8 protein-coding genes and 3 pseudogenes are annotated in these 14,064 nt (G+C 66.2%); 8 read left to right on the forward strand and 3 right to left on the reverse strand.

Annotated features, from left to right (window positions below; genetic code table 11):
* The first annotated feature begins 1,050 nt into the window (after positions 1-1,050).
* Positions 1,051-1,782, forward strand: coding sequence for an MIP/aquaporin family protein (locus tag AC1AYR_RS06345; RefSeq protein ID WP_476511978.1), 732 nt, complete (start codon positions 1,051-1,053; stop codon positions 1,780-1,782).
* Between the two features lie 288 nt (positions 1,783-2,070).
* Here AC1AYR_RS06345 and AC1AYR_RS06350 read toward each other — a convergent pair.
* The 3 pseudogenes from AC1AYR_RS06350 to AC1AYR_RS06360 all read right to left on the reverse strand — a co-directional run.
* Positions 2,071-2,370, reverse strand: a pseudogene (locus AC1AYR_RS06350) (YHS domain-containing protein); the annotation flags it as partial.
* Between the two features lie 200 nt (positions 2,371-2,570).
* Positions 2,571-3,936 (reverse strand): annotated as a pseudogene (locus tag AC1AYR_RS06355) (HAD-IC family P-type ATPase); the annotation flags it as partial.
* A gap of 248 nt (positions 3,937-4,184) precedes the next feature.
* A pseudogene (locus AC1AYR_RS06360) lies at positions 4,185-5,217 on the reverse strand (cupredoxin domain-containing protein); the annotation flags it as partial.
* Between the two features lie 207 nt (positions 5,218-5,424).
* Between AC1AYR_RS06360 and AC1AYR_RS06365 the strand changes: the two are divergent.
* From AC1AYR_RS06365 to gatB, 7 genes are all read left to right on the forward strand, one after another.
* Positions 5,425-5,706 (forward strand): metal-sensitive transcriptional regulator, encoded by a 282-nt coding sequence (locus tag AC1AYR_RS06365; RefSeq protein ID WP_476511979.1) that lies wholly within the window; start codon positions 5,425-5,427, stop codon positions 5,704-5,706.
* 94 nt (positions 5,707-5,800) lie between these two features.
* Positions 5,801-6,442, forward strand: coding sequence for an orotate phosphoribosyltransferase (locus AC1AYR_RS06370; RefSeq protein ID WP_476511980.1), 642 nt, complete (start codon positions 5,801-5,803; stop codon positions 6,440-6,442).
* 91 nt (positions 6,443-6,533) lie between these two features.
* Positions 6,534-7,523 carry a TrmH family RNA methyltransferase gene (locus AC1AYR_RS06375; protein ID WP_476511981.1) on the forward strand — a complete coding sequence of 330 codons (990 nt, stop codon included), beginning with the start codon at positions 6,534-6,536 and terminating at the stop codon, positions 7,521-7,523.
* A gap of 276 nt (positions 7,524-7,799) precedes the next feature.
* Positions 7,800-10,040, forward strand: coding sequence for a hypothetical protein (locus tag AC1AYR_RS06380; RefSeq protein WP_476511982.1), 2,241 nt, complete (start codon positions 7,800-7,802; stop codon positions 10,038-10,040).
* Positions 10,041-10,230: 190 nt separating this feature from the next.
* Positions 10,231-10,530 (forward strand): Asp-tRNA(Asn)/Glu-tRNA(Gln) amidotransferase subunit GatC, encoded by a 300-nt coding sequence (gatC, locus tag AC1AYR_RS06385; RefSeq protein WP_476511983.1) that lies wholly within the window; start codon positions 10,231-10,233, stop codon positions 10,528-10,530.
* 6 nt (positions 10,531-10,536) lie between these two features.
* Positions 10,537-12,078, forward strand: coding sequence for an Asp-tRNA(Asn)/Glu-tRNA(Gln) amidotransferase subunit GatA (gatA, locus tag AC1AYR_RS06390; protein WP_476511984.1), 1,542 nt, complete (start codon positions 10,537-10,539; stop codon positions 12,076-12,078).
* A 31-nt stretch (positions 12,079-12,109) separates the two neighbouring features.
* A complete protein-coding gene (gene gatB, locus AC1AYR_RS06395) occupies positions 12,110-13,609 on the forward strand; it encodes an Asp-tRNA(Asn)/Glu-tRNA(Gln) amidotransferase subunit GatB (RefSeq protein WP_476511985.1) in 1,500 nt (499 codons plus the stop codon).
* Positions 13,610-14,064: the final 455 nt, after the last annotated feature.

Here is a 14,064-nt window from a genome sequence, read left to right on the forward strand (position 1 = left end):
CTCCACAACAGCCGCTGGTATCGTTTCCATCGCGTGTTGTGGAGCAGAAGGGCCTTCATATTGCGCCACAACTCCTACGAACCGCCTCTTACGACCGTGTTGTGGCGCACCGCCGCTCCACAACACCATCCCCACATGTCGTTGTGGCGCACCCCACGGCATGGATCAGCGCGACGAGCGGAGCTCAGGAACATCCCTTGGCCTGAAGGCCGAATGTCCGCGTTACCTCCCGGGAGTCCGCTTCCCCGTCCAGCCGTCCCTCCCAGCGTCAGGAATCCCGGACGACGGGCCCGTTCTCCCGAAACCGGGACACCCCCAAGCCCGGCGTCACAAATCCCGGACGACAGGGCCATTTTCCGGGATTTGTGACGCTGGGGCGGATATCAGCGGATATCGTCCTGCCGGAGCGGATACGGCGGCCACCCACCGGATGGAAGCAGCGGATTCGGGCCGGTAATGGGCGAACCGACAGGCGAACCCGGAACCGGAATCCCCCAAACACCGCATCGGATTCCATTACCCCGGTACGGTTTCCCGTCGCATAACGCCGGAGGACCTTCAGACACGTCCCTTTTCGACGGCGGACAATGACGATGCGGGACGATGGGGCGAATGCGGGGGCGCCCGCCTGCACGCGTCCACCCTCCCACGAACCGCCTGCACACGACCGCCCTCCCCGTGGACCGCCTACATGCGTCCACCCTCCCGTGGACCACCCTCCGGCGCTACGCGCCACCTCCCGCCAGCGGGAGGAAGGTAAGAAAGCTGCGGACGCATGGCCCGACACCACGACACTGCGGAGCCCACGACCCCCTCCGACGCTACGCGCCACCTCCCGCCAGCGGGAGGGGAATAACGATCATCCTGCAGTGCATTTGAGCACGATTACCCCTCTCGCCGGCGGGAGGTGATGAGAGAAGCGGTGCCGCCGCCTCTGTTCAGAGGCTATAGCCTCCGTTCAGCCCTCGGCGTATGCTGGTCTGGTTTGCTTGACTCCCGCCTTTCAGGGCGGTCGCATCACCAATACAGACAAGAAGAAAAGAAGAAGCAGTGGAATACTCCCTCTTTACCAAGCTGGCCGCCGAGTTCTTCGGCACTGCCATCCTGATGATCTTCGGCAACGGTTCCGTCGCCAACGTGGAACTCAAGAACACCAAGGGCCACCACGCCGGCTGGCTCAACATCGCCATGGGCTACGGTTTCGGCGTCATGTTCCCGGTGCTCATGTTCGGCGCGGTCTCCGGCGCCCACATCAACCCGGCCATGACCCTCGCGCAGGCCATCAACGGCATGTTCCCGTGGAACGAGGTGCTGCCGTATATCATCGCGCAGCTGCTCGGTGCGGCGCTCGGCCAGTTCATCGTGTACCTCACGTACTACCCGCACTACAAGGACACCGATGACGCCGAGGCCATCCTCGCCACCTTCTGCACCACCGACGCGGACAACAAGAAGCTCAACTACTTCCTCAACGAGATGTTCGGCACGCTCGTGCTCGTCTTCGGCGCGCTGTGCTGCCTGATGGACCCGTGGGGCGAGAAGGATCCGGCCGCCGCCGCGATCGTCGTCGGCTTCATCGTGTGGGGCCTCGTCACTTCCATGGGCGGCCCGACCGGTCCTGGCCTGAACCCGGCCCGCGACCTCATGCCGCGTATCCTGCACGCCATCCTGCCGATCCCGTCCAAGGGCTCCTCCCGTTGGGGCGAGGCGTGGATTCCGGTCGTCGCCCCGATCGTGGGCGCGATCATCGGCGCTTGGCTGTTCAACATGTTCTTCGCGTGACGAACAGCCCAGTGGGCTGTTCCTGGCAGTGGGCGGCGAACCGTCGCGGGCACTGCGTGGAACGCGAGACCGTATGCGACACATAGTCGCGGATAATACGAAACCGGCCTGTCGGCTCCCGTTGTGCGGGGCGGCGGGCCGGTTTCGTATTCGTTATGTGGTGTTCTCTCTCCCTCAATCAGCCTGTCGTCTGACAGCTCCTCATCGGAGGTGAGCCAAGAGACTGGGCCTGGCGCACTGCTGACTCGGCTGCTGACTCGGCTGCTGACTCGGCTGAGAGATCGGGAATCACTGCTCCAGGAAGATCTGGGGAGCCTTGGCGAAGTTCTTGGCGCAGTGTTCGCCGCAGAAGTAGTAGGTCTTGCCCTCGTATTCGCGTGTGATCGCATCTGCGTTCACCGCGACCGTCATGCCGCACACCGGATCAGTGGCGGTCTCGCCTTCGGTGGGGGCGGCGTGGTGCATGTGGTTCATTTCCATGGTGTTCTCCTTGATTGTGGATGATGGGACAGTGGATACGCCGGTAGTGCCGGCCGTTCCGGCTGCTCCGGTAGTGAGGGAGGTCCGTTCGTCGATGATGACGTGCGGCCCGTCGGACTCCTGCCGCGGTGATGCGCCTCCCTGCACGGTTCCTTTCGGTTGGGGCGCGCCGGATGGCTCCCCACCGTCACGGGAAGAATCCTCGCCGAGAGCGTGGGGGCGGGGCATCTCGCCCGACGCGGAGGAGCGAGTACGCGCCCCGTGCGCGGTCGCGGCTGGTGCTGCGAGACGCGTGCCGCTGAGGGTGACGCCGTTGAGACGGTTCGCGTTGAGGACCAGACACACGGAGCTCAGTGCCATCGCGAGACCGGCGATCATCGGGCTCAGCAACCATCCGGTGAACGGGTACAGCACGCCGGCCGCAATCGGGATGCCAATCACGTTGTAGCCGAACGCCCAGCCGAGATTCTGCCGGATGTTGCGCATCGTCGCCTGCGACAGGTTGATCGTGCGGACCACGCCGCGCAGGTCGCCGCTCATCAGCGTCACATCCGCCGACTGCATCGCCACGTCCGTGCCGGTGCCGATCGCGAATCCCAGATCGGCCCGGGCCAGCGCGGGCGCGTCGTTGATGCCGTCGCCGACCATCGCGACGAGGCCTTCATGCGGCTCGTTCTGCAGTTGCTCGATCCAATACGCCTTGCCGTCCGGCCGCACCTGTGCGATCACCGTGTCGATGCCGACCTCACGCGCGATCGAGGCCGCCACTTCGGCCTTGTCGCCGGACAGCATAACCGTGCGGATACCGGCCGCGCGCAACGCGGCCACCGCTTCTTTCGATCCTGGCTTGACGGTGTCCCGCTCGTAGCTCGGGCGGCTCCAATCCGTGGAATCCGCGTCGGCCACGCCGCGCGTGATCGTGCCGGTCTTGTCGAATACGACCGTGCCAATCTCGCGGGCCCGCTCCAACGCCTTCGCGCTGGTCACGAGCACGCCGTTCGTCGCGCCCACGCCGGTCGCCGCCGTGACCGACAGCGGCGTCGCGAGGCCGAGCGCGCACGGGCACGCGATGATGAGCACGCTCACCGCCGTGACCAGCGCGTGTGCGAGCTTCGGGTCAGGGCCGAGCGACAGCCAGATCGCGAATGTCCATACGGCAACGATGAATACGGCTGGCACGAAGATGCGCGCGATGCGGTCGGCGAGGCGCTGCACCGGTGCCTTGGTCGCCTGGGCGCGCGCCACCATCGCGACGATCTGCGAGAGCACGGTGTCGCCGCCGACCTGCGTGGCACGCATGAGCAGATTGCCGCGCAGCACCACGGTCGCGCCGGTCACGGCTGACGGCTGGTCCGTGGAGGGGGTGGCGGAATGGCGGGAGGTGCCGGAATGGCCTGTCTCATCGGCCTTGTCGGCGAACCTGTATGGTTTGATGCCCAACGTGTATGGTTCGGCGGCCGATGTGTGCAATTCCGCACCCGACGTGTAGGAATCCGCACCTGATGTGTAGCCATTTTGGGCGGACGTGTGGGGTGTGGTCGTGAAGAGTGGGGTTTTGCGCACTGGACGGGACTCGCCGGTAATCATCGACTCATCCACCTCGGCCTCGCCCGCGACGACCACGCCATCGGCCGGAATGCGTTCTCCTGCCTTGATTACGAGCAGGTCGCCGGGCTTCACCTCATCGATGTCGACGTCATGGAAGGCGTTCGGATTGAGCCAGCGTTCGACCGTTGGCGAGGCGGTCTTCACGGCGGGGGTATGCAGGTTCGCGTCGGAATACTGCACGTTGCCCTCGGAATCATGCACGTTACGGTTCGAATCGTGCAGGTTCGTCTCGGAACCATGCACATCACCTTCCGAACCATGCACATCCGCTCCGGAATCGTGTCTATCGGCCGCCCAGGCTCGCGCGGCGTCTTCATCGAGCCGGTGCGCGACGCGCGGGCGCAGTCTGATGAGGCTCTGCACGGCCTTGCCGGTGCCTTCACGTGCCTTCGTCTCCAGCAGACGGCCGACGAGCACGAGCGTGATGACCACGCCCACCGATTCGAAGTACGGCTCGCGTGATCCTTCCGGCAGCAACCACGGCGCCACGCATACGAGCAGGCTGTAGAGGTAGGCGGCGCTCGTGCCCAGCGAGACGAGCGAGTTCATGTCCGGTGCGCGGTGGCGCAGGGCGGGGAATCCGACCCTGTGAATCGGCGCGCCGCAGTAGAACATGACCGGCGTGATGAGGATTGCCTGCCACCACGGGTTCATGAGCCAGTCGGGCAGTAGCATGTGGTTCACCATGTGGATCATCATCACTGCGAACACGGGGAGCGTCAGCGCCGTGCCGATGGCGACCAGACGGGTGAGGTTCCTGATTTCGTTCCGACGCTCCGCGGCCTCGCGCGCCTCGTTTGCCGCATAGTCGACCGCAGGCGCGTTCTCGCCGACTTCGGTTGCCTTGAATGTGGGGGTGGTTCCGCCGGTTCCGGCACGCCTTGACTGGGACTCTGACTGGGACTCTCCGGCGCGGCCATGTTCTGCGGTCTCGCCGCCTTCGACTCCCGCGTCGCCCTTTTCGTCGCCTTCTACGCGCAGCAGGCCGTGGACCATGTTCATGCCGCAGGCGAACGGGTAGTCGCCGGCCGGCAGTGCGGGCAGCTTCACGTCGGTGGCGGTATTGCCCGGCAGCATCGCGTCGAGCCCGAGGTCGCCGAACACCACGTGCGAGGTGCATTCGCCGGTCTCCTGCCGATCGAAGTTCAGGGTGATCGGCACGCCGGCCTTCATCGTCACCACGTCGGGAGAGTAGCCGCCTTTCACGGTGATGGTGGCGTGCTGCATGCCTTCGTGCAGTTCGCCGGCGACTCCTTTGCGCTCGCCGAAGAAGAATCTCAGAATGAGCCATGTCGCGATGCTTGCGACGACCAGTGCGGCGACGCAGGTGAAGATGTTCAGTTCCATTTCCGCTCCTCGGGCCTAGGCCGTTCCTCATGTTCCATCGTATACCGCACAACAGTGTATACCCAATACCCCTATGGGGTATATACTGGAGGGTGTTACGCGGACGGTGGACAGTCGGTCGGGCGGGAGTGCGGCGGCCCGTCCGGCCGCGCAGGCCGATGGGAACGATACACATGAATCCGCCGACGAGCGACGAAAGGAGACACGATGCACGGCTACGGCGACGACAAGGCGAAGGTGCTGGCACGGCTGCGGCGCATCGAAGGACAAGTGCGCGCCATCGAGCAGATGGTGGACGACGACAAGTACTGCATCGACGTGCTCACGCAGATTTCCGCCGCGAATTCCGCGCTCAAATCGGTGGCGTTGCTGCTGCTCGACGACCATCTCAACCATTGCGTGCGGCAGGCGTCCGCGGAAGGCGGCGACGTGGCCGACGAGAAGCTCGCCGAAGCGTCGGCCGCCATCGCGCGCCTCGTGCGGTCATGACGGGCCGGGCGGTCCGCGAGTCGTAGTGGGGCGTGAGCGGAGGGACCGCGGATAAGACGCGGTCGTGACGAGGGCGGGCCGTACCCTGAGAGATATGAGTGATTCAGGATTCCGTGCCACCGGTCCCGCCGACCTGCACAACGAGCCCATCGATTTCGCCATGCTCGACCCGCGCGAACAGCTGCGCGCGCTGCTGCGCGAGCGTGTCGCCGGCAAGCCGTTCTCCGAACTGTACGCGGTGACGCTCGACCATCACGGTGCGGCCGTGATGGGTCACGTCCTGCTCGACACGTTGGAGGACGCCGGCTATTCCGTCGACGACTACGACGCGGTCGGCGCGCTCACCGCCGCCTCCGTGCCGCTCGTCGGTTCGATGATTCAGGCCGCCGCCTCCCGTGGCGAGAACCTCGACGGATTCGTCATGGACTTCGTGTTCCCCTCGATCAAGGGCCCGTCGATCAAGGGCAAGCGCGTGCTGCTGCTCGACGCGTGGCTGTCCGAGAAATCCTATGTGCAGACCAGCTCGCTCGTCACGCTGCGCAATGGTAACGAGCTGAGCCTCGACTTCTCGATCGTCGAGCATGAGGGCGCGAGCGTCGTGGCCGTCGCCTCGCTCGTCGGCGGGGTCGGCAAGGGCGCGGACGAGCACGAGATCACCGTCATCAGCCCGGTCGACGGCGCGCGGCACGAGGTGCCGTTCATCCAGGTGTTCCACGAATCCGATCTGACGGAGTAGGGTTCCGGCGTCCTTGGTGGACTGCCTCTCCGCCCGGTGAAGCCGCAACTCCCCTAGCAAGGGGAGCCAAGGATATGAGACGAAAGAAGACATGCATCCTCGCAATCCCATTGACATCGAGGCCGAACGATCCGGCGAGCCCGTGTTCCGCGAGGTGGGCGTCGGCCCGTGGGCCGAAACGCACCCCCGCGAGCCTCGCCCCGACGACCCGTCCTCGTCGCTGTACGCCGACCGTCTCCGTTACGATCCGGCGCTGCTCGACCAGGGCGACCGGCGCAACGTGCTCGACCGCTACCGGTACTGGACGGTCGCCGCGATCAAGGCGGATCTGGACGCGCATGGACGCCACGATTTCGAGGTCGCGATCGAGAACTGGACGCACGATTTCAACATCGGCTCGATGGTGCGCACCGCCAACGCGTTCCAGGCGCGGCGTGTGCACATCGTCGGCCCGCACAAGTGGAACCGCAACGGCGCGCTGATGACCGAGCTGTACCAGCACATGGAGCACCACGCGTCGATCGCGGCGATGGTGCGCTGCTGGCGCATGCGCATCGCCGGCGAGATCGCGGCGGAACGCGCGCGTGCCGCGGCCGCCGCGTTCCACGCGCACGAGGCCGCCGCGCGCATTGCGCCCGGTGCGGCCGGCGCTGCCGGGGCTGGCGCGACTGCCGGCGCGCCCGGTGCTGCCGGGGCTTGCGCGACTGCCGGCACCGTCGCGCCCGGCACGGGCGACGGGTCTCCGGCGCGCGCGGCGGCCGCGACGGACGTGCGCGCCGCGCAGGCGCCGTTCCTTGCGGAACTCGACGCCGCCGAGGCGCGCATTCGCGAGCTGGAAGCGGCGCGCGTGATCGCGATGGACATCGTGCCCGGCGCGGTACCGATGGAACGGTACGCGTTCCCGAAACGCTGCCTGCTACTGTTCGGCGCGGAAGGTCCGGGACTGACGCGGACCGCGCTCGACCTCGCCGACGACGTCGTGTACATCTCGCAATTCGGCTCGGTGCGGTCCATCAACGCGGGCGCGGCGGCGGCCGTCGCGATGCACAGCTGGATCGCGCAGCACGCGGCGATTCGGTAGGGCGATTCGGTAGGGCGGTCTGGCAGAACGGTCTGGCAGAACGGTCTGGTAGGGCGGTCCGTCGGCCGTGAGCCGGCGGGCCGGTACGTCGATGCGATGATGCGTCGATCACGTCGATGCGACGGCGCGAGCATGACATGACTGCGTTCAGGGAGTACAGTAGGGGGAGGTAGGGGGTACGAGGCACATCAAGGTCGATTGCGCTGATTGTGATGACTGCCACGGTTCCCGCCAAGGAGATGACGCAGGGATGCCTGCAGGAAGAACGAGAATATGATGAAGCAATCACAGCGATCATGGCGCGTGGGCATCGCGGCCCTCGCCGCGGTGGCGACCTTGGGCATCGGCGTTCCCGCCGCCTACGCGGACAGCGGCAATGCCGGAATCGAAGCGGCGCCCCGCACCGCACTCGCCGCCACGCCGGCACCGGCCGCGGATGCCGACAGCTGGCAGTCGAAGCTCGACAACGCCGCGGAAGGCGACACGATCACGCTGAGCGGCACCGTGGCCGACAGCCTCGTCGTCAACAAGAAGGTCACCATCACTGCCGAAGCGGGCACCGTGTTCACCGGCAGCCTGCGCATCAACGCCTCCGGCGTCACCGTGAAGGGCGTGACGTTCACACTCGACCCGGCCACGAACACGAACGCGCAGAACGTGATCGTCAGCAACAAGGCCACCGGCGTGACCATCACCGGCAACACGTTCGAGATCGCAGCCGGCGATCCCGCCACCGGCGCCTCGCAGAACAAGGACTGGCAGCCCAGCTCCGTGTGGCTGGAAGGCGGCGCGAACGGCACCGTCATCTCCGGCAACACGTTCAAGCTCGGCCAGGTCGTCAACAACTCGTCCGTCGGCGTGAACATCGTCGGCAACGGCACGAACCCGATCAGCGGCACGAAGATCACGGACAACACCGTGACCACCGGCCCGACCTCCGGCAACGGCACGTCCGGCTCGATGATGTTCGTCGTCGGCAACGGCAACACCGCCGCCGGCTCCTACGGCATCACCGACACCACCATCACCGGCAACACGGTGAAGAACGGCACCGGCCTCGCCGCCGACAAGTCCAAGACGTACGGCATCGCCGTGACCGCGACCCAAGGCACCGTGATCAGCGGCAACGACATCGAAGGCTACGCGGCCGTCTCCTACAGCGTGTGGCCCAGCCAAGGACCGAACGACCAGCTCACCGTCACCGACAACACGCTCGACGCCTTCGTCGGCGTGCTGCTCGGCACCAACGTCACCTACGTCACCGAAGGCGGCATGATTATCGGCGGCAACACGTTCGGCGAGAACACGAAGTACCAGTACAACGGCGCCAACGTGGCCGTCGCCGACCAGAACGGCGTGAACTACGCATCGATCGACGCCGCGATCAAGGCCGGCGCGACCACGGTGACGCTGCTGCAGAACATCGCCGAAGACGTGACGATCCCGGCCGACGCGACCGTCACCATCGACCTCAACGGGAACACGCTCACCAACAAGACCGCTGACACGATCGTCAACAACGGCACGCTCACCGTCACCGACTCCAGCGCCAAGAAGACCGGCGTAGTCGACAACGTGACGCACGGCAAGGCCGCGGTCAAGAACACGCTCGGCGCGACCGCCACGCTCGACGGCGGCACGTTCCGCCGCTCCAAGGAAGCCGGCTCCGGTCCGAAGGACAACGGCGGCAACTCGTTCTACACGCTGCAGAACATGGGCACGATGACCATCAACGACGGCGTCACCGTCGAATCGAAGCTCGCCGACGGCACGCCGTCCAAGTACTCCAGCGTCATCGCCAACGGCTTCTACAACGGCATCAAGGACAACCCGGACGAGAAGACCGCGACGCTCACCATCAACGGCGGCACCATCACCGGCGGCCTGTACGTCAAGAACGACGAATACGGCAAGCTCGTCGTCAACGACGGCGAGATCACCGGCACATCGGCGGCCGTGCTCAACTACGGCACCGCCGAAATCAACGGCGGCAAGCTGGCCGCGTCGAACGACGGCGCGCGCGTCGTATGGAACATCCGCATCGACCAGTCGGCCACCAGCGCGCCCGGCACGCTCGCCGTCAACGGCGGCACCATCGCCGCGACCGGCAAGCAGACCGCCATCTACCAGGATCAGACCAACGGCACCGGCTCGATTACCGTGACCGGAGGCACAATCCAAGGCGATATTGCCCGCTCCGACACCGACGGTGACGCGGCCGACGCCGGATTCTCGATCTCCGGAGGCACGTTCACCGTCAAGCCCGATGCCGACTACCTCGCCGACGGCTACGACGTGGTCGACAACGCCGACGGCACGTTCGGCGTGCAGCCGGAGAAGCTCGAGCCCGAGCAGCCGAACAAGCCCGGCACGAAGCCCGAGACGAACAAGCCCGCCGCGAACCCCGCGAACAAACTGTCCGCCACCGGATCGAACATCATGCAGATCGTCTCCGTGGCGATCGCGCTGATCGTCGTCGCCGGCGGCATGGTCGCCATCTCGCGCAAGCGCCGCTGAACGCGGAGCCCATCGTCCGCCGGAACGTGACGGGCGCCGTGCGCGGATGACGCGACGGTGCGCCGGAACGCAGGCGGACGAACGAGGGCCCGGCACCGCAATGAACTGCGCGGTGCCGGGCCCTCGCGTCATATCGGGGCGGGCGGTACATCCGTTCCGCGTGTCACAAATTGCTCGTATAGTTAGGCGCATGCCTACATTCACACGCGAAGAAATCGTGCATTTGGGCGATCTGGCCCGAATCGCGCTCACCGATGAGGAGATCACCCGTCTGCAGGGCGAGCTGAACGTCATCGCCGATTCCATCAACAAGGTCCAGGAGGTCGCCTCCGACGACGTCGAGCCGACCGCCAACCCGGTGCCGCTCGAGGCGTACCTGCGCCCCGACGAGCCGGTCACGCCGCTCACGCAGGCCGAGGCGCTCGCCGGCGGCCCGAAGACCGAGGCCGGCATGTTCGTCGCGCCGCGCATCCTGGGAAGCGAGGAGTGAGCCGATATGACTGAAGCAACCAACGAACTCGTCAAGCTGTCCGCGGCCGAGATGGCCGCGGCCGTCAAGAAGGGCGACGTCTCCAGCCGTGAGCTGGTCGACGCGCACCTCGCCGTGATCGAGGCCGCCGAGCCGAGCATCAAGGCGTTCCTCAAGGTCTCCGGCGACGTGGCCCGCGAGCAGGCCGACGCCTTCGACGCGAAGAGCGCCGAGGAGAAGGCCGCCCTGCCGGAGCTGGCCGGCGTGCCGATCGCTATCAAGGACATGATCGTCACCAAGGGCATCGAGACGACCGCCGCCTCGAAGATCCTCGAAGGCTGGATTCCGCCGTACGACGCGACCGTGATCGAGAAGCTCAAGGCCGCCGGCATGCCGATCCTCGGCAAGACCAACCTGGACGAGTTCGCGCAGGGCTCCTCCACCGAGCATTCCGCCTACCAGACCACCCACAACCCGTGGGACACCGAGCGCGTGCCCGGCGGCTCCGGCGGCGGTTCCGCCTCCGCGGTGGCCGCGTTCGAGGCCCCGCTCGCCCTCGGCACCGACACCGGCGGCTCCATCCGCCAGCCGGGCGCGCTGACCGGCACCGTCGGCGTGAAGCCGACCTACGGCGGCGTCTCCCGCTTCGGCGCGATCGCCATGGCCTCCTCGCTCGACCAGATCGGCCCGGTCTCCCGTACCGTGCTCGACTCCGCGCTCCTGCAGGAGATTATCGGCGGCAACGACCGTCGCGACTCCACCTCCATCCCGGGCGGCCCGCGTCCGATGGTCGCCGCCGCGCGTGAAGGCGCGAAGCGCGACCTCACGGGCATGAAGGTCGGTCTCATCAAGGAGCTCAGCGGCGACGGCTTCCAGGCCGGCGTCTCGGCCCGCTTCGACGAGGCCGTCAAGAAGCTCGAGGAGATGGGTGCCGAGGTCGTCGAGGTCTCCTGCCCGCGCCTCGAATACGCGCTCGGCGCGTACTACATCATCATGCCGTCCGAGGTCAGCTCCAACCTGGCCCGCTACGACGGCATGCGCTACGGCCTGCGCGTCATGCCGCCGGCCGGCGTGCCGCAGACCGCCGCCAACATGATGGCCTACACGCGTGAGGCCGGCTTCGGCGACGAGGTCAAGCGCCGCATCATCCTCGGCACCTACGCGCTGTCCGCCGGCTACTACGACGCTTGGTACGGCTCCGCGCAGAAGGTCCGCACGCTCATCATCGAGGACTTCAAGAAGGCGTTCGAGCAGGTCGACGTGCTCGTCTGCCCGACCAGCCCGACCACCGCGTTCAAGCTCGGCGAGAAGACGTCCGACCCGCTGTCCATGTACATGAACGACATCGCGACCATCCCGGCGAACCTCGCCGGCGTGCCCGCCATGTCGATCCCGGCCGGCCTGTCCGACGACGGCCTGCCGGTCGGCTTCCAGTTCATCGCGCCGCAGCAGCGCGACGAGGTCATGTATAAGCCCGCCGCCGCGCTCGAAGCCGCGCTCGAGGAGGACTGGAACGGTCCGATCTGGAAGGACCTCAAGGCCCCGTGGCTTGACGGTCTCGCCAAGTGAGTGACATCGGAAGGAACAGGAAAGCAACATCATGGCTGAAAAACTGATGAAGTACGCCGATGCCACCAAGAAGTACGATGTGGTGTTCGGCCTGGAGACGCACGTCGAGCTGTGCACGAAGACCAAGCTGTTCTGCCCGGCCGAAGTGAGCTTCGGCGGCGAGCCGAACACGCAGCTCACCCCGGTGAGCCTCGGTCTGCCCGGTTCGCTGCCGGTCGTCAACAAGACGGCCGTCGACTACGCGATCAAGCTGGGTCTCGCCCTGCACTGCGAGATCGCCGAGTGGAGCCAGTTCGCCCGCAAGAACTACTTCTACCCGGACATGCCGCGCGACTACCAGATCTCCCAGTACGACAAGCCGACCAACGGCAACGGCTACCTGGACGTCGAGCTGGAGGACGGCACCGTCTTCCGCGTGCCGATCGAACGCGCCCACATCGAGGACGACGCCGGCAAGAACACCCACGTGGGTGGCGCCGACGGCCGCATCGAAGGCGCCGACCACTCGCTGGTCGACTACAACCGCGCCGGCGTGCCGCTGATCGAGATCGTGACCAAGCCGATCGAGGGCGCGGGCGACCGCGCTCCGGAGATCGCCGGTGCGTACATGCGCGCCATCCGCGACATCGTGCGCGCGCTGGGCATTTCCCACGCCCGCATGGAGCAGGGCAACATGCGCGCCGACGTGAACGTGTCGCTGCGCCCCTCCGCGGACGCGCCGTACGGCACCCGTTCCGAGACCAAGAACGTGAACTCGTTCCGCGGCATCGAGAAGACCATCCAGTACGAGATCCGCCGTCAGGCCGCGCGCCTCGACGAAGGCAAGGAGATTCTGCAGGAGACCCGCCACTGGGACGAGGCCTCGCAGACCACCGCCGGCGGCCGTCTCAAGTCCGACGCCGACGACTACCGCTACTTCCCGGATCCGGATCTGGTTATGCTCCACATCACCAAGGAGCACATCGCCGAGATGGAGGCGCAGATGCCGGAGATGCCGCGCGAGCGCCGCAACCGTCTCAAGGCCGAGTGGGGCCTGACCGACCTGCAGCTGCGCGACATCCTCAACGCGGACGCCCTCGATCTGATCGAGGAGACCGTCAAGGCCGGAGCGACCGCCGGCGGCGCGCGCAAGTGGTGGCTCGGCGAGCTGTCCCGTGAGGCCAACGCCAAGGGCGTCTCGCTCGAGGAGCTGCCCGTCACCCCGGCCGACGTGGCTGAGGTCGAGAAGCTCATCGCCGACGGCAAGCTCAACGACAAGCTCGCCAAGCAGACCATCGCCGGCGTGCTCGCCGGTGAAGGCACCCCGGACGAGGTCGTCAAGAAGCACGGCTATAAGATCGTCGAGGACTCCGGCGCCATCGAGGCGGCGGTGGACGCGGCGTTCGAGGCCAACCCGGACGTCGTTGAGAAGCTCAAGAGCGGCAACATGAAGCCGATGGGCGTGATCATCGGCGCTGTGATGAAGGCGACGCGCGGCCAGGCCGACGCGAAGGCCGTCACCAAGATCGTCATGGGCAAGATCAAGGGCTGAGCCGTATTCGGTGGACAGACCGAGGGGTCGGGCGGATGCACCGCTCGACCCCTTTTGCGTGGGCGCGTGGGGCGCGGGCGCGTGGGGTGCGCGCGAGATGCTTTGGATAGCAGATGCCCGTTTCGTTTCGCTAGCACACTGCCTAGCGAAACAATCCGGTCACCAAGGTGCTTAGCTGATTCACTTGGCTGGCGTTCCGTTAGGTTTTCTGCTTAATGGGCGGGGAGCACTCCGGTGCGCGAGACGTCCTGGCTATCGTGTGCCCGTTTCGTTTCGCTGGCATACTGCTTGGCGAAACGATCCGGTCACCAAGGTATCCGACTGATTCACTTGGTGGAATCTATCGTCGTTCGGGCCGGGGCTGCTGGCTGGTGAGGAGAGAGTTATCCACATGGCACACATCGCGTTCAATGCGCGCATCTGCATGGGCCGAAATCCGCGATAATGGCGTCATT

It is taken from the genome of Bifidobacterium sp. LH_417, from assembly GCF_056357035.1.

Coding starts and splice junctions, on each gene's coding strand:
- gatB (WP_476511985.1), top strand. CDS start 12,110: ATGGCTGAAAAACTGATGAAGTACGCCGATGCCACCAAGAAGTACGAT.
- gatA (WP_476511984.1), top strand. CDS start 10,537: ATGACTGAAGCAACCAACGAACTCGTCAAGCTGTCCGCGGCCGAGATG.
- AC1AYR_RS06375 (WP_476511981.1), top strand. CDS start 6,534: ATGCATCCTCGCAATCCCATTGACATCGAGGCCGAACGATCCGGCGAG.
- AC1AYR_RS06370 (WP_476511980.1), top strand. CDS start 5,801: ATGAGTGATTCAGGATTCCGTGCCACCGGTCCCGCCGACCTGCACAAC.
- gatC (WP_476511983.1), top strand. CDS start 10,231: ATGCCTACATTCACACGCGAAGAAATCGTGCATTTGGGCGATCTGGCC.
- AC1AYR_RS06365 (WP_476511979.1), top strand. CDS start 5,425: ATGCACGGCTACGGCGACGACAAGGCGAAGGTGCTGGCACGGCTGCGG.
- AC1AYR_RS06380 (WP_476511982.1), top strand. CDS start 7,800: ATGAAGCAATCACAGCGATCATGGCGCGTGGGCATCGCGGCCCTCGCC.